Source organism: Candidatus Zixiibacteriota bacterium (assembly GCA_035574315.1).
GTDB lineage: Bacteria > Desulfobacterota > Binatia > UBA9968 > UBA9968 > DATLYW01.
The window spans coordinates 223,313-238,197 of record DATLYW010000012.1 but is presented as its reverse complement, the minus strand read 5'-3'; the positions used below and the strand labels follow the sequence as shown (position 1 = coordinate 238,197).

At 66.5% G+C, this 14,885-nt stretch carries 14 protein-coding genes; 6 read left to right on the top strand and 8 right to left on the bottom strand.

What is annotated here, in order from left to right; translation table 11 throughout:
- The first annotated feature begins 64 nt into the window (after nucleotides 1–64).
- The gene (locus tag VNN77_03430) at nucleotides 65–775 is read left to right on the top strand and encodes a class II aldolase/adducin family protein (GenBank protein HXG50442.1); all 711 of its coding nucleotides are present in this window, start codon (nucleotides 65–67) and stop codon (nucleotides 773–775) included.
- Between the two features lie 160 nt (nucleotides 776–935).
- Complete coding sequence (locus tag VNN77_03425; GenBank protein HXG50441.1) at nucleotides 936–1,310, top strand: hypothetical protein; 375 nt, start codon at nucleotides 936–938, stop codon at nucleotides 1,308–1,310.
- On the opposite strand, the gene VNN77_03420 is transcribed toward VNN77_03425, so the two are convergent.
- Entirely contained in the window at nucleotides 1,311–2,738 is a 1,428-nt protein-coding gene (locus VNN77_03420; protein ID HXG50440.1) for a M48 family metalloprotease, read from the bottom strand.
- 103 nt (nucleotides 2,739–2,841) lie between these two features.
- On the opposite strand from VNN77_03420, the gene VNN77_03415 reads away from it, so the two are divergent.
- The gene (locus tag VNN77_03415; protein ID HXG50439.1) at nucleotides 2,842–5,292 is read left to right on the top strand and encodes an ATP-binding protein; all 2,451 of its coding nucleotides are present in this window, start codon (nucleotides 2,842–2,844) and stop codon (nucleotides 5,290–5,292) included.
- On the opposite strand, the gene VNN77_03410 is transcribed toward VNN77_03415, so the two are convergent.
- Nucleotides 5,289–6,374: a trypsin-like peptidase domain-containing protein gene (locus VNN77_03410; GenBank protein HXG50438.1), complete on the bottom strand. Its 1,086-nt coding sequence runs from the start codon at nucleotides 6,372–6,374 to the stop codon at nucleotides 5,289–5,291. The two genes, VNN77_03415 and VNN77_03410, sit on opposite strands and share 4 nt — an antisense overlap.
- Nucleotides 6,375–6,503: 129 nt before the next feature.
- On the opposite strand from VNN77_03410, the gene VNN77_03405 reads away from it, so the two are divergent.
- The 3 genes from VNN77_03405 (at nucleotide 6,504) to acd (ending at nucleotide 9,860) form a co-directional block, all read left to right on the top strand.
- Nucleotides 6,504–7,283, top strand: a complete 780-nt coding sequence (locus VNN77_03405; GenBank protein HXG50437.1) for an SDR family NAD(P)-dependent oxidoreductase — start codon at nucleotides 6,504–6,506, stop codon at nucleotides 7,281–7,283.
- Between the two features lie 206 nt (nucleotides 7,284–7,489).
- On the top strand, nucleotides 7,490–8,656 hold the full coding sequence (locus VNN77_03400) for an acyl-CoA dehydrogenase family protein (GenBank protein HXG50436.1): 1,167 nt from the start codon (nucleotides 7,490–7,492) through the stop codon (nucleotides 8,654–8,656).
- Between the two features lie 52 nt (nucleotides 8,657–8,708).
- Nucleotides 8,709–9,860, top strand: a complete 1,152-nt coding sequence (gene acd / locus VNN77_03395) for a glutaryl-CoA dehydrogenase Acd (protein HXG50435.1) — start codon at nucleotides 8,709–8,711, stop codon at nucleotides 9,858–9,860.
- Here acd and VNN77_03390 read toward each other — a convergent pair.
- Genes VNN77_03390 through cobU form a run of 6 tightly spaced genes read right to left on the bottom strand, consistent with a single transcriptional unit; the run spans nucleotide 9,857 to nucleotide 14,860 of the window.
- Complete coding sequence (locus tag VNN77_03390) at nucleotides 9,857–10,633, bottom strand: ABC transporter ATP-binding protein (GenBank protein ID HXG50434.1); 777 nt, start codon at nucleotides 10,631–10,633, stop codon at nucleotides 9,857–9,859. The genes acd and VNN77_03390 overlap by 4 nt on opposite strands.
- Complete coding sequence (locus VNN77_03385; GenBank protein HXG50433.1) at nucleotides 10,630–11,661, bottom strand: iron ABC transporter permease; 1,032 nt, start codon at nucleotides 11,659–11,661, stop codon at nucleotides 10,630–10,632. Before VNN77_03385 ends, VNN77_03390 begins: the two co-directional genes overlap by 4 nt.
- Nucleotides 11,642–12,559 (bottom strand): cobalamin-binding protein, encoded by a 918-nt coding sequence (locus VNN77_03380; protein HXG50432.1) that lies wholly within the window; start codon nucleotides 12,557–12,559, stop codon nucleotides 11,642–11,644. Before VNN77_03380 ends, VNN77_03385 begins: the two co-directional genes overlap by 20 nt.
- The gene (gene cobS / locus VNN77_03375; GenBank protein HXG50431.1) at nucleotides 12,556–13,281 is read right to left on the bottom strand and encodes an adenosylcobinamide-GDP ribazoletransferase; all 726 of its coding nucleotides are present in this window, start codon (nucleotides 13,279–13,281) and stop codon (nucleotides 12,556–12,558) included. Before cobS ends, VNN77_03380 begins: the two co-directional genes overlap by 4 nt.
- A complete protein-coding gene (cobT, locus tag VNN77_03370; GenBank protein HXG50430.1) occupies nucleotides 13,278–14,342 on the bottom strand; it encodes a nicotinate-nucleotide--dimethylbenzimidazole phosphoribosyltransferase in 1,065 nt (354 codons plus the stop codon). Before cobT ends, cobS begins: the two co-directional genes overlap by 4 nt.
- Entirely contained in the window at nucleotides 14,339–14,860 is a 522-nt protein-coding gene (cobU, locus tag VNN77_03365; GenBank protein HXG50429.1) for a bifunctional adenosylcobinamide kinase/adenosylcobinamide-phosphate guanylyltransferase, read from the bottom strand. Before cobU ends, cobT begins: the two co-directional genes overlap by 4 nt.
- Nucleotides 14,861–14,885 lie beyond the last annotated feature (25 nt).

Sequence of the window (14,885 nt, the reverse complement as noted above, 5' to 3'; positions counted from 1 at the left end):
GTGGTTGCGCCTGCGGGCGCCGGCGGCTATATGTGCGGATCAAAGGTCGAGGAGGAAAGAGGCCGTGTCGGAGTTATCGGATCTCAGAATCAAGCTGGCCATGTCGTCGCGGATGCTTTTCAATGCGGGCCTCGTCGATTACAGCGGTCACATCAGCGCCCGGATTCCGGGCACCGAGCATTTTCTCATTCTGCCTCATCCCGTGAGCCGGGCGACGGTCCGCGCCGACGACATGGTCGTCGCCGATTTCGAGGGCAATCTGGTGGAAGGGAAGTACAGGGCGCCGTCCGAGGTTTACATGCACGCGCGCGGCTACAAGGCACGCCCCGACGTCCGCAGCATCGCCCACCTGCACAACCACATGGTGGCGGTGCTCAGCATGGTGGACAGGCCCTTCTTTCCCGCCTCTTCCAATCCGGGGGCGTTTTTCGGGCCGGGGCCGATGCCGCTCTACATGGACCCTGCGTTGATCCATACAATCGAGCAGGGCGACGCGGTGGCCCGGGCTCTCGGCGACCGGGACGCGGTGATCCTCAGGGGCCACGGGTCGATGGTCGTGGGACAGTCGATCGAATGGACGTTTGCGGCATGCATTGATCTCGAAGAGGCCGCCGCCCGCTTCTACAAAGCGTCGCTTCTCGGGGCAGTGCGCGTTTACACCGACGACGAGACCCGGAGAGTGATGAAAGGGCGACGCAGGGATGCGGTCGTGCAGAAGATCTGGGACCATAACGTCGCCAAGACCCGCCTGGCCGGTTTGATGGAAAACATCTGACGGGCGACGCGGCGTGCCTGCCGAAGCGGGCCGCGCGGCCTTTCGAAGGGCGCTTTCCGCGCCGTTCGCAAATTTCCGTATCGTGCGATTTTTCGGTTGCATTCGGAGCCGGTCCGTGCTATTTATGACGATTCAACTTTAGCCAGGAGAAACTCTTCAGATGTACGACGATTTCCTCGCAAGGATTCTCGAGCCCGACGTTTTTCTCCCCTCGCAGTTCTACGGCACCAGCGGTCTTTCCCGAAAGCTCGAAGGCGAAAAGCGGTTGATGATCGCTATTCTGAAGGACGCGGTGGAGTGCCTCGACAAGTATCGCGGCGCTCGGAGCAGCTCCGGCCGGATTCAGTACCAGAATGCCTTGGAGTGGATCGAGGATCGGGGCACCGATTGGCTCTTTTCGTTCACCAACATCTGCGATCTGCTGGGGTTCGACCCCGATTATCTGCGCGAGGTCCTGCTCAGGCGGGAAGAAAAGTACAGCCGTTCCGCCGCAGGCAAGGTCTATCCTTTTCCGGGCACGCAGAACCAGGACTGATCACCGTTTGCGCGTTCTGAGGCGCTGGAGCTCGTCGCGGATCAGCTGGGCGCGGGGAGACTGCCCGCCCAGCGCCTTGACGGCTTTTTCGAAGTTGGCGATCGCGAGCTCGTCCTCGTCCTGAAGCGCGTAGGAGCGGCCGAGGTAATAGTAGGCGTCGCCGAGCCGGTCGAGCTTCCCGTAGACCGCGCTCAGACGCTGCGGCGGCTTCTCCCACAGAGGGGCGAGGTTAGACGCGTTCAGATAGGCGCCCGCCGCATTTCTCAGGTCGTTTTCCTTCTCGTAAAGCTCCCCAAGAAAGAGGTAGGTAAGCGCGTTTTTCGGTTCGGCGGCGATCGCCCGGTCGAACGCAGCCCGGGCGGCGGCGTAGTCCCCGATCCGGGTATACAGGCGCCCCAGATCCCTTTCCAGGGCGGGATTGCCGGGCTCGAGTCGCTGCGCCTTCTCATAGTTTTCCCGCGCCGCGGCCATATTCCCTTTCAAAAAGTAGGCAAAGCCGAGCAAATGGAGGGCGGAGGCGCTCCTGGGGTTTTCGCGAACCTGCTTCTCCTGCTCCGCCAGCGCCTTGTCGGCATCCCGCTCCATCCGGAGAATCAGCTGGATTTTCTTCAACGGATCGGGGTCCGGAGCCTTCGGCCGGGTATCCCCGAGCGAGCGAATGACCAGCTCGATGTTGGCAAGGCGCTCCTGAGTGACCGGGTGCGTCAGCATGTAGCTCGGGACGTCGATGGGGCTGAGCGCGCGCTCCTGGTCGAGCGTCTTGAGGAAACCCAGCGCGCCCTCGGGGTCGAAGCCGGCGGCGGCCATGTAGCGCGCGCCGAGCGTGTCGGCTTCCATTTCGAGCTGCCGACCGTAGGCGATCTGCCGGGTCGCGGAGATCGCCTGGCCCACGGCGCCGGCCGCTTGCGCCGCCGCGCCGCCACTGCGGGCGAGCAGGATCATCCCGAGAAGACTCAAAAGCGAAACGGCGTCGGGACCGGCGGACCGCGCCATGTGGCGCCCCTTGACGTGGACGATCTCGTGTCCCATGACGCCCGCGATCTCGGAGGTGCTTTTCGCTCTCTCGATCAGCCCGGCGTAGAAATAGATCGAGCCCCCAGGAACCGCGAAAGCGTTGAGCTGGGCTTCGTCGACGACGAAAAATCTGTACTCGAACGGCTGGGGCCCCATGGCGGCGAGAATGCGGCGGCCGACGTCATCGATATACCGCTCGACCTCGGGGTCGTTGACCAGCCGCAGGTGCTTTCTTGCTTCACGCCGGAACTCGCGGCTGATGCGGACATCTTCGTCCTCCGCAGGGGGCGTGATGCCTGGGATCGCCGGCGCCGGTGCGCGATAGGGAGCACAGCTCGCGAACGAGAGGACGACGGCGAGCGCGGAGGCCCAGCGCCTGATCCACGGGGGGCGTCTGCCGAGTGGGGGGGGCATCAGCGAATTATAGGGATCGCACGCCCGCCGTTTCAATACCGCCGGGCAGTTTGACGCTCGCCCGCCGAGCGCCTATCCTCTGTCGAAAACCGGGAGGTTTTCGATGGCCAACGCGTTCGAGGTGTCGGCGGATCGGTTGAGCTGGCGGTGCGATCTCTCGTTCCTGCCTTTCAGCTGCACCGCGGACATGAATCCGCTGGAGGACTTCATCGGGCAGGACCGCGCGATGCGCGCGATCGAGTTCGGCCTGGGTGTCAACAAGCCGGGCTTCAATATCTTCGTCACCGGGCTCACGGGAACCGGAAAGACCAGCATCATCAAGGCGTTCCTCAGGAAGGTCACTTCCGAAAGGGCCGCTCCCGGCCAGGACGCCGCCACGCCGGACGACTGGTGCTACGTCTACAATTTCGCCGATCCCGACCGGCCGCAGGTGCTCAGGGTTCGCGCGGGCTGGGGCAAGAGGCTCAAGGCCGACATGGAGCAGCTCGTGGAGCACCTCAAACGGGAGGCCAAGAAGACTTTCGAGAGCGAAGAATTCGCCGAGCAGCGCCAGGCGATGGTCGAGGAGATCCAGAACAAGCAGCAGGAGATGATGGCCGCGCTGGTCGAGGAAGCGCGCCGCCACGACTTCGCCCTTCGGATGACCCCTTCGGGAATGGTGCTGCTGGCGACCCGCAACGGCAAGCCCATGCAGGAGTCGGAGTATCTGGCGCTCTCCGCGGCCGAGAGAAAGGCGCTCGAGGAGAAGCGGCGCGAGATCGAGGAGAAGGTCGAGGCGACGCTGCGTGAAGGGAAGAAGCTGGAACGGCAAATCGCCGAGAAGCTGAACGCGCTCGAGAGCGAGGCCGGGCAGTACCTGGTGCGCCTGCCGCTGGCCGAGCTGCGCGAGAAATACCGCGATCACCCGAGAGTGCTGAGCTATCTCGAAGCGGTCCGCGACCACATTCTCGGAAACCTCGGCCGCTTCAAGGGGACCGAACCGCCGGCGCCGTCGACCGCGCCCGGGCCGCGATTCGGCGAGGCGGCGGCCGATCCGTTTCTGCCGTACCGCGTCAACGTCTTCGTCGACAACAGCGAGACGCAGGGACCGCCGATTATCGTGGAAACCAATCCGACTTATCACAACGTCTTCGGGGTCGTCGAAAAGAAGCCGATCGTCGGCGGGTACGTCACCGATTTCACCCTGATCAAGGCGGGCTCGATCAGCCGGGCCAACGGGGGCTACCTCGTGCTCTACGACCGTGACGTGCTGTCGAACGCGGGTGTGTGGGAGGCGCTGCAGCGGGTGATCAAGAACCGCGAGCTGCGGGTCGAGGAGCCGGCGACCTTCTTCGGCTGGGCGCCGCCGCAGGGGCTGCGGCCCGAGCCGATCCCGACCGACACGAAGGTGATCATGATCGGCGATCCGGCGCTCTATCGGACTCTGGCGACGCTCGATCCGGATTTCCGCGAAACTTTCAAGGTCAAGGCGGATTTCGACTACCGGATCGACCGCTCGCAGGAAAACATCGTCGCGTTCGCCTGCTTCATCAGCGATTACTGCACGCGCGAGAAGCTCCGCCATCTGGACAGCGGCGGCGTCGCCCGGGTGATCGAGCACTGCGCCCGGGTGGTCGAGGACCAGTACAAGCTTTCCACGCGCTTCAGCGAGATCGCGGACCTGCTCGTCGAGGCCGACTACTGGGCCCGCAGGGAGGGCGCGGAGCTGGTTTCCGCCTCGCATGTCGAGCGTGCAGTCGCGGAAAAGACGTTTCGTTTAAACCTGGTCGAAACGCGATTGCAGGAGCTGATCGCCGAAGGCACGCTGCTCGTCGACGTCGACGGCGCGGCCGTGGGGCAGGTCAACGGCCTCGCGATCTACCAGATGGGCGATTTCAGCTTCGGCAAGCCGTCGCGCATCACGGTGAAGACGTTCATGGGGCGGGACGGAATCGTCAACATCGAGCGGGAGTCGAAGCTGAGCGGCAAGACGCACGACAAGGGGGTACTGATCCTCGGCGGCTATCTCGGAAGCAGGTACGCGCAGGACCGGCCGCTCTCGCTCTCGGCCAGCATCTGCTTCGAGCAGTCCTACGACGGCGTCGACGGCGACAGCGCATCCTCCACCGAGCTGTACGGGATTCTCTCCAGCCTTGCCGAGCTGCCGATCCGCCAGGGCATCGCGGTCACCGGGTCCGTCAATCAGAACGGCGAGATTCAGGCGATCGGCGGGATCAACCGAAAGATCGAGGGCTTCTACGACGTCTGCCGCATCAAAGGCCTTACCGGAACGCAAGGAGTGCTGATGCCGCGCGCGAACTTGCGCAACCTCATGCTGCGGCCCGACGTCGTCGAGGCCGTGGGAGCTGGCAGGTTCCACATCTATGCCGTCGCCACCGTGGACGAGGGAATCGAGGTGCTGACCGGGGTGGAGGCCGGCCGGCGGGGCCCGGACGGTCGCTATCCGGAAGATTCCGTCAACGGGAGGGTGGAAAAAAAGCTCCAGCGCTACGCCGAGCAGCTGCGCAAGCTCAGTCCGGCTGGGGCGACGGCGGAGGACGGGGACCAGCGCTAGTCCAGCCCGGCGTTGCCCTCGTTCGCGGGCGCGGCGGGCTTCGGTCCCAGGGGCACCGAAAGGTGCAGGGTCTCGCCGTTCCGCAAGACCGTGAGCCTTACTTCCCGGCCTGCCTCCAGCCCCCGGATCAGGCGATGGACGTCGCGGGGGCTGTCCACCTGCAGGCCGTTGACCGCGAGAATGACGTCCCTGGAAAGAAGGCCTCCCCGTTCCGCCGCCTGCCCCGGCAGGACCGAGCTCACCAGCACCCCTTTCACACGCGAAAGGCCGAGCGTCTTGGCCTGACTCAGGGGGACCTCGGTCATCTGCAGACCGAGCCAGCCCCAGACGAGCTTCTCGCCGTTGAGCAGCCGAGGGAGGACGCGCTTGACGACGTTGATCGGCAAGGCAAAGCCCATGTTGCCTCGCTCCGACGCCATCGTGATCATGCCGACGACGTGGCCGCGGCTGTTCAGCAGCGGCCCCCCGCTGCCTCCCGCATACGCGCCCGCGTCCGTCTGGATGAGCTCGTAGCTTGCCGAATCCGGATAGGTGCGCCCCGCCCGGCTCACGATACCGAGGCTCATCGAGCTCTCGCGGCCGAAAGGATATCCGAAAACCACGACCAGCTGCCCGACTCGAATCTCGTCGGAATCGCCGAGCGCCAGCACCGGCAGCTCACGCTCGCTTTCGATCTTCAGCAAGGCCAGGTCGACGTTGGCGTCGGCGGCCACCACGCGTGCGGGGAGTCGCTGCATGTCGGGGAGCCGCACCTCGATCTCTTTCGCGCGGTCGACGACGTGCTGGGCGGTCAGAATATAACCTGCCGCGTTGATGATGAATCCCGACCCGCGGCTCCCCGTGCGGGAATCCGCCGACGGGGATTTGCCGGAAGGTTCGAGGAGGACGCGCACCTGCACGACCGCGGGGCGCGCCGAGCTTGCGAGCCGCATGTAGGCACGGCTGAGCGGGTCGAGCTCGTTTTCTTCCGCCGGCGGTTGAGCCTCGCGCCACAGGACCTTGATGGTATCGTCGGCAGGCGAAAAAGCGGGCGCGGCGGCGAACGCCAGCGCGGCGGCGACGGCTGGAATCCGGCGCCTCATGGTTCAACCCCCCTGTTGCTGGCTGAGTTTCCTTTATACAAAACCGCCGCGGAGGACAAGACGCGGCGTGCCCGTGGAACGGGCCGGGCCATGGGTATTCCGCGGGGCCTGTGCTATGGTGGAGGAGCCGTGATCGATCTCAGAGGGAAGGTCGTCCTGATCACCGGAGCGGGCGGCGGGCTGGGCCGGGCCCTGGTGCGAACCTTTGCCCGGGCGAACGCGCGGCTGGGGCTGACCTCGCGCGATCCGGAAAGGCTGCGGGCGAGCGCGGATATCGCGCGGGCAGAGGGAGGGGAAAGCGCGGCCTTCGCGTGCGACATTACCCGACGGGCCGAGGTCGAGGCGCTGCGGAAAAACCTGGAAGACCGGCTCGGCCCCGTGGCGGTCCTGGTGAACAACGCGGGGGTGGCGGGCGCAGCGAGCTTTCTCGAGATGGACGATGCGCTGTGGGAGCACACCTTCCAGGTCAATGTCAACGGAACTTACAATTGCTGCAAGGTCTTTCTGCCGGCAATGCTCGAAGCGAGGTGGGGGAGGATCGTCAACATCGCCTCGACCACCGCGAAGATCGCCTATCCCCACGTGTCAGCCTACGCGAGCTCGAAGCATGCCGTGTTGGGGCTGACGCGGGCGTTGGCTCTCGAGACGGCGCGGTTGGGCATCACGGTCAACGCCGTTTGCCCCGGCTACCTCGACGACGAGCTGACCCGTGAGAACGCCTCCCGGATGGCGGCGCGCACCGGCCGGACCCCCGAGGAGATTCTCCGTCTCTTCGCCGCGAGCACCCCGCAGGCCCGGTTGATCGATCCCGAAGAAGTCGCGCAGCTGGCGTTGCTTCTGGCGTCGGAGAAAGCAGCGGCGGTCACCGGCCAGGCGATCAACGTGGACGGCGGAGCCGTCATGGCGTGAGCTTGCGCGCCTTTCGGTTTCGCGTTACCACGTTCTGAGGCGGAAATCGCTCGAAGAGAGGGGTCGGTAGGCGCCGTGACGATCTACAGAAGCTTCGGCCGCGAGGCGGATCTCGCAACGCCCGCGGGCAAGCACCAACGGCTCGTGAGCGAGGCATATGCTGCGGCGGATGGGCTCGAGGCCACGCCGCGGCGCAATCATTCGTCATGAGCAGCCAGCCGCCTTTTTTCGAACCGGATCACGCCGAACTGCGCGAGCGCGTGCGCGCGTGGGCGGCGGCGTCGTCCGCCGGCGAACCCGGCGCGGATGTCGAAGGCGCGGCCCGTGCGCTCCTGCGAGGGCTGGGGGAGGCTGGGTTGCTCCGCTTCGCGGTTCCCGATCGCTACGGCGGCGCGCGCCGCGCGGTCAGCGCCAGGGATCTCTGCATCATCCGGGAGGAGCTGGCGCGCCAGTCCGCCCTGGCGGACTCAATGTTCGCAGTTCAGGCTCTCGGGAGCTACCCGATCTCTCTCTGCGGGAGCGAAGCGCAGAAGGCTGCCTGCCTGCCACCCGTGGCGGCGGGGGACGCGATCGCCGCCTTCGCCCTGACCGAGCCCGAGGCGGGTTCGGACGCCGCTTCGCTGCAGACCCGCGCCGTCAGGCGCGACGGCGGGTACGTGCTGCAGGGCACCAAGCGGCTCATCTCCAACGCCGGCATCGCCGACACCTACGTCGTGTTCGCGTCGACCGATCCCGCGAGGCGCGCCGAGGGCATCAGCGCTTTCGTCGTTCCGGCGCGCAGCGCCGGCCTCAGGGTGACCGAGAAGACGCGGGTGATCTCGCCGCACCCGATCGGCACAATCGTCTTCAAGGACTGCGCGATTCCGGAGAGCGCACTGCTGGGAAAGGAAGGCGAGGGCCTGAAGATCGCGTTTGCGACCCTGGAGCTGCTGCGCTGCACGGTGGGAGCGGCAGCGGTGGGGTTGGGCCAGCGCGCCCTGGAAGAGGCGCTCGGGTTCAGCGGCCGCCGGCGGCAGTTCGGACGCGCGCTCGCGGAGTTTCAGGCCACCCAGTTCAAGCTCGCCGAGATGGCCACGGCGCTCGAAGCTGCGCGTCTGATGGTTTACCAGGCGGCCTGGACGGTGGACTCCGGACTGCCGGCGGCAAAACTCCGCTCCTCGATGGCCAAGCTGTACGCCACGGAGACCGCTCAAGGCGTGATCGATCAGGCGCTGCAGATCCACGGCGGGAGCGGCGTGGTGGTGGGGAGCGTCGTGGAACGACTGTACCGGGACATCCGCGCGCTGCGGATTTACGAGGGCACTTCGGAGATTCAAAAAATCGTGATTGCGCGGGAGCTCTTGAAAACGTCGCCCGGCGCGAGGCCGGGATAGGAGGGCTTCGAGGCGCGGGGCCGTCGTCGTACGGCTGGCGGGGGAATGAAAAATGGATTTCGAGCTATCGGACGAGCTGTTGTCGGTGCGCGACCTGGCGCGGGAATTTGCCGAGAAGGAGATCGCGCCCAGCGCGGCCAGGGACGACAGGGAGAAGAATTTCCGCCCGGACCTGCTGCGCAAGATGGGCGAGCTCGGCTTCTACGGCACCATGATCCCGGAGGAATACGGCGGCAACGGGCTCGGCTACCTGGCGATGGTGCTGATCACCGAGGAGATCGCGCGCGCTCACAGCGCCATGCGCGTGGCCATCAACATGCAAGTCGGTCCGGCGGTGACCCTGCTACGGTTCGGCACGGAGGAGCAGAAAAAGAAATTCATCCCGCCGCTGGTCACCGGAGAGGTCATCGGCTGCTTCGCGATCACCGAGCCTGAAGCGGGCTCGGATGTCGCCGGCATGCGCACGGTGGCGAAAAGAGAAGGCGATCACTATCTGCTCAATGGCAACAAGGTCTTCATCACGAACGCGCCGGTGGCACAGGGCGGCCTGGTCTATGCCTACACCGACCGGTCGCAAAAGCACCGCGGCATCAGCGCCTTCTATGCGGACTGGTCCCAGCCCGGCCTGACCCGCCGGACCATGGAAACCCTGGGCGCGCACTGCTCGCCGCTGGGCGAGCTGATCTTCGACAACTTTCGCGTGCCGGCGGCCAATCGCCTGGGAGAGGAAGGCGACGGCTTCAAGATCTGCATGTGGCAGCTCAACCAGACCCGGCTCAACTGCGCGGCGGGCGCCCTGGGCGTTGCGCGCGCCGCCAAGGAGGCGGCCGTGAGCTACTGCAACCAGCGCGTGCAGTTCGGCCAGAAAATCGGCGAGTTTCAGATGAACCAGGACCTGATCGCGCAGATGATCGCGCACGAGGAAGCGGCGCGCCTGCTGGTTTACCGCGCCGCGTGGCTCGCGGATCAGAAGCGGCCGAACAATCTGGAGACCTCCATCGCCAAATACGTCGCCGCGGAAGCCGCCAACTTCGCCGCGGACGCGGCGCTGAGAATCCTCGGGGCGTACGGCTACTCCACGGAATTCCCCGTCGAGCGCTACTACCGCGACGCCAAGTCCTACCAGATCGTCGAGGGCTCCTCGAACATCCAGAAGATGATCATCGCCCAGGACGCGCTGGGATACCGCAAGGCGAACCGCTAGGCGCCTTCGGGACGGAGGAACAACCGCGGTCTTTGGCCGTCCGCTTCGATCCGGACGCGAACGCCGTAGACCGCTTCGACGGTCTGTTCCGTCAGAACCTCGGCTGGCGTGCCGTCGCGATAGATCTTCCCCCCCCGCAGCATGACCAGCCGCGGAAAGAAAAGCGCAGCGAGATTGAGATCGTGCAGCGCGGCGACGATGGTCAGGGCGCGCTCGCGGTTGAGCCGTCGGAGCAGCTCGAGCACCTGCACCTGGTGCCTGAGGTCCAGGAACGCGGACGGCTCATCGAGCAGCAGGATCTCCGGCTCCTGGGCGAGCGCGCGGGCAATGATCACCCGCTGCTTTTCGCCGCCGCTCAGCTCGTGGAGGTAGCGATCGGCGAGCGTGAAGACTCCGGTCAGCTCCATGCACCGGAGCGCCACCTCCCGGTCGGCCGCGCTCTCGAGGGCCAGCGGGCTATGGTGGCTCGCCCGCCCCATCAAGACGACCTCGGCCACGGTATAAGGGAAAATCGCCTGGGTTTCCTGCGGCACGACGGCGATCAGTCGGCTGAGCTCCCGCCGGCCGTAGTCGCGCAAGGGCCGGCCGTTGACTTCGATCGTCCCGTCGGCGGGCAGCAGCCCGGCCAGGAGCTTGAGAAGGGTCGTCTTGCCCGATCCGTTGGGGCCGAGGAGCGCCAGCATCTCCCCTCGTTCGACGGCGAGCGAGACGCCTTCGAGAACCGGAGCCTCCGTGTACCGGAACGCCAGATTTTCGATGCCGATCGCCTTCATGGGGCCGCGTTCCTCCCTCCGCCACGGGAGAGCAGGAAGAGAAAAAAGGGCGCGCCGAAGAACGCCGTGACGATCCCCACGGGGAGCTCCGCGGGGGCGAGCACGATGCGCGCGAGGGTGTCGGCCCAGGCGAGAAAAACGCCGCCGGCGAGAAAAGAAGCGGGGAGCAGGAGCCGGTGATCGCTGCCGACGAGCAGGCGCATGACGTGGGGAATCATCAGCCCGACAAAGCCGATCATGCCGCTCACCGAGACCATGGCGCCGATCATCAGGGAGGAAGCGATAAAGACGTCGCGCTGCAGCGCGGCGGTCTCGACGCCGAGCTGCAGCGCCGCCTCCTCGCCCAGCGCGATCAGGTTCAGCGCCAGGCTCTTGCTCCACAGCCACAAAAAGCCCAGGACGACGTACGCCCAGATGAAAGCCACGGTGACATAGGTTCGGGTGGAAAGGCTTCCCATGAGCCAGAAAAGCAGGCCCTGGGCCTGGTAGAAATCGACGATCGAGTTGAGGAACATGATCACGGCGGCGATGAACGAATTGAAGACCACGCCGGACAAAAGCAGGTGATAGGGATGGAGCCGCCCGTGAAACAAGGAAAAGCGGTAGATCAAGACCATGCTCAGCAAGGCGCCGCAGAACGCCGTCAGCGGCGCCCACGAGATCTCGCCGAGCGCGCCGCACGCGGGCAAGAGCCAGCCGGGAAGAAAGATCAGACCCAAGATACCGCCCAGGGAGGCCCCGCCCGACACCCCCAGCATCTGCGGGCAGGCTAGGGGATTGCGGAGCAAGGCCTGCAGCACGGCGCCGCAGGCGGCCATGCCCCCGCCGATGGCGGCTCCCAGGAGCACCCGCGGCAGCCGCGCGCGGAAGAGGATCTCGGCTTCCGGACCCCCGGGAAATTGGCGCAGCAACCGCGTCCAGTCGAGGCGCACGGGACCGAGCAGCGCGCAGGCGGCCACGGAGGCGCCGAGTGCCGCAAGCAGGGCGCCGTTCACGAGCAGCATCTTCTTACGGTCGAGAACTTTCACATGCCGTTTCTCCGCGGTTTCGACCGCTGGAGCGGGCGAAGCACTCCGGGTGCACGAGCCGGGCGATCTCCTCGAGCCCTTCGCCGATCCGCGGGCCGGGACGCAGGATCTTGTCCGAAGGATAGGAGTAGACGCGACCTTCCTTCACCGCCGGAATGGACCCGAGGTCCCGCCAGTGCCGCCACGACTCCGCGCGCTCCGAGCCCATCCCCGCCTCGATGATCACCTCGGGAGCCCTGGCGACCACGTATTCGTCCGGCAGATTGAGCCAGGGCTGCGGCGCGCTGCCGGCGACGTTCCTGCCGCCGGCCAGGGTGATCAACTCGTCGATGAAGTTCTTGCCGCCGACGGCGATCAGCGGACGCAGGCCGACGACCAGAAGCGTCGAGCGGCGTGGCGCCGGCGCGACCCGCCGCTTCACCCGGTCGATTTGTCGGGCGATCCGCCGCGCCAGTTCTTCCCCGGCGTCGGGGTTTCCGAGCAGCCGGGCGATGCTTTTGACGGCGCTCAAGATGTCGCTTACGCTCCCGAGCGAGATGAGATCGACCCGAAGGCCCAGGCGTCTCATTCCGCCTGCCGTGACGGGATCCGTGGCGCCCACGACGCCGAGCACCAGATCGGGCCGGCGGGCGAGGATCGCCTCGAGGCTCGGGTTCATGAAGCCCCCGATCCTGGGAATTTTTCGCGCCCCCGCGGGATAGTCGCAGTAGGTGGTGACGCCGACGAGGCGGTCGCCGAAGCCCAGGGCGAAGAGCGTCTCGGTGACGCTCGGCGCGAGGGAAACGACTCTTTGCGGCGGCGCCGGCGCCGCCGCGGATGCGACCGGGAGAGCCTGCGCCGCGGCCACGAGAACGGCGAGGAGCAACAGGCCGGTGGCGGTCCGGGACGAAAAGCTCATCGCGCCCCCAAAGCGAGCAAGGCGAGGACCGAGGTCTCACCGAGCTCGCCGATCGCGCCGAGAACGTCTCCGGTTACACCCCCCAGGCGTCGGTGGGCATAGGCCTTAGCGCCCAAGCCGACAGCGGCGACCCACGCCATCACCACGAGGCCGGGACCGCGAAGGACGGCCGAAACCAGCACCAGCGCGATCGCGGTCGCGACCAGGAGATGCTTCGCCTCGAGGCCGTTCGCAAACAGCGAGCCGAGTCCCGGCCGGGCGGCAACGGAGCGGTAGCCGCAAAGAACCATCGCCCAGCGCCCCAGCACCGGAGCGGCGAGCAGCGCGCGCCAGCGGTCGACGCCGAGCCCCGCGATCGCCTCGACCTTGAAGAGGATCGTCAGCGCGATCGCGACCGCGCCGAAAGCGCCGATGCGGCTGTCCGCCATCGCTTCGAGCGCCCGCTCGCGGCTGGCGCCGAGGGCGTCGAAGGTATCTCCGAGGCCGTCGAGGTGGAGGGAGCGCGTCAGGACGGCAAGAAGCGCGACGAGGACGACGCCCGTCAGCCCGGGACTCGCGAGCAGGGACAGGCCGGTCTCCGCCGCGACCAGAATGCAGCCCAGCCCGAAGCCGATTACCGGGAAGAAAATCGCCGACCGCCCCGGCTTCTCGACCGGGTCGTTGCCGGATCGAGGCCATGGGCAGAGAGTCAAGAACCGCAACGCGACGACAAAGGAACTCATCGCACTTTCTCCTTCACTCCGGCCGAGGCGAACGTCGCCATCTCGACGATGATCTTGACCGCGGCTTCGATCAGGCCAATCGCGAGACAGGCTCCGGTCCCTTCGCCGAGGCGCATTCGAAGATCGAGGATTGGCCGTAGTCCGAGCCTTTCGAGCATCAAGCGGTGGCAGCGCTCGGCGGAAAGGTGGGAAGCGAAAAGTACCTCTACCGCCTGCGGGTGCAGCCGTGTGGCCAGCATCGCGGCGGCCGTGGAAATCACGCCATCGAGCACCAGCGGAAGGCGGAGCGCAGCGGCGCCGATGATGAGGCCGGCCGCCGCGCCGATCTCCAGACCGCCGACTTTGGCCAGCACATCCAGAGGATCATCGCGGTCCGGCCGGTTGAGCCTCAACCCAGACTCAATCGCGGCGATCTTCCGTTCCAGGGTCGTATCATCGATCCCGGTGCCGCGCCCGACGATCTCTGCGGGAGCTGCGCTGGTCAAGCCGCAGACGACGGCCGCGGCGCTGCTGGTGTTCCCGATCCCCATGTCGCCGGCCGCGAGCAAGAAAACATTCCTTCTCGCGGCCTCCCGCGCCAAGTTGATTCCGACCTCCAGCGAACCTAGCGCCTGGCCCCGCGTCATCGCGGGGCCGCGGGCGAAGTTCGCCGTGCCGCGCTGCAGCTTGCAATCCCGCAAGCCGCCGATCCCGCCGAAGTCGCCGTCGACGCCGACGTCGACGACCTCGATGTCGATGCCGCAGTGCCGGCCGAGAACGTTCACCGCCGCCCCGCCCTGAAGAAAGTTGCGGACCATCTGGGCCGTGACCTCTTTTGCGTAAGCGCTCACGCCCTCCTCCGTAACGCCGTGGTCGGCCGCCAGCACGAACAGGAGCTTGGGCCCGAGACGTGGCGGAACACGGCCCTGGATCGCCGCCACCCGCCGGGCCAGCTCCTCGAGCCGGCCAAGGCTGCCCTGCGGCTTGGCCAGCGAGTCGAGCCGGGCCTGAGCGGCTCGCTCCAGGTCGCGGTCGATGGGACCGATTCGCCGGAGCGTCTCCGCCAACAGGCTCCCGCTCACCGCTTCACCGTCAGCGGCGTTCCCGCTACCATCAACACCACCTCGTCGGCGGCCGCGGCCACCCGCTGGTGGGTCCAGCCCGCGAGATCGCGGAACCGTCGCGCCAGTGCGTTCTCTGGCACAACGCCGCAGCCGACCTCGTTGCCGACCAGTACGACGTGAAAATCGAGCGATGGCAGCGTCTCGAGCAGCGTCTTGACTCGTGCCTCGGCTGCGCTTTCCCCTCCGAGAAGCAGAAGGTTGCTCAGCCAGAGCGTCAGGCAGTCGACGAGCGCGCAATCCGCGCGGCCGCGATACGAGAGCAGCACCTGCGCCAGCTCGAAAGGCTCCTCGACGGTCTCCCAGTGTTCGCCGCGCCGCTTCCGGTGCGCGGCGATGCGCTGCGCCATCTCCTCGTCCATGGCTTCCGCGGTGGCGAAGTAGAGCGGACGCTTTCCAAGCGCCTCGGCGCGCGCCTCCGCGTATTTGCTTTTTCCCGACCGGGCGCCGCCGGTCACGAAGATGATCCGTCTGGCCACGGCTCGAACCTCCACGCGCCGCCAG

Bases quoted from the DNA above. Each gene is read 5' to 3' on its own strand.
- VNN77_03410 (HXG50438.1), bottom strand. From the start codon at position 6,374: ATGAGGCGCCGGATTCCAGCCGTCGCCGCCGCGCTGGCGTTCGCCGCC.
- VNN77_03390 (HXG50434.1), bottom strand. From the start codon at position 10,633: ATGAAGGCGATCGGCATCGAAAATCTGGCGTTCCGGTACACGGAGGCT.
- cobS (HXG50431.1), bottom strand. From the start codon at position 13,281: ATGAGTTCCTTTGTCGTCGCGTTGCGGTTCTTGACTCTCTGCCCATGG.
- VNN77_03400 (HXG50436.1), top strand. From the start codon at position 7,490: ATGAGCAGCCAGCCGCCTTTTTTCGAACCGGATCACGCCGAACTGCGC.
- acd (HXG50435.1), top strand. From the start codon at position 8,709: ATGGATTTCGAGCTATCGGACGAGCTGTTGTCGGTGCGCGACCTGGCG.
- VNN77_03415 (HXG50439.1), top strand. From the start codon at position 2,842: ATGGCCAACGCGTTCGAGGTGTCGGCGGATCGGTTGAGCTGGCGGTGC.
- VNN77_03380 (HXG50432.1), bottom strand. From the start codon at position 12,559: ATGAGCTTTTCGTCCCGGACCGCCACCGGCCTGTTGCTCCTCGCCGTT.
- VNN77_03425 (HXG50441.1), top strand. From the start codon at position 936: ATGTACGACGATTTCCTCGCAAGGATTCTCGAGCCCGACGTTTTTCTC.
- VNN77_03420 (HXG50440.1), bottom strand. From the start codon at position 2,738: ATGCCCCCCCCACTCGGCAGACGCCCCCCGTGGATCAGGCGCTGGGCC.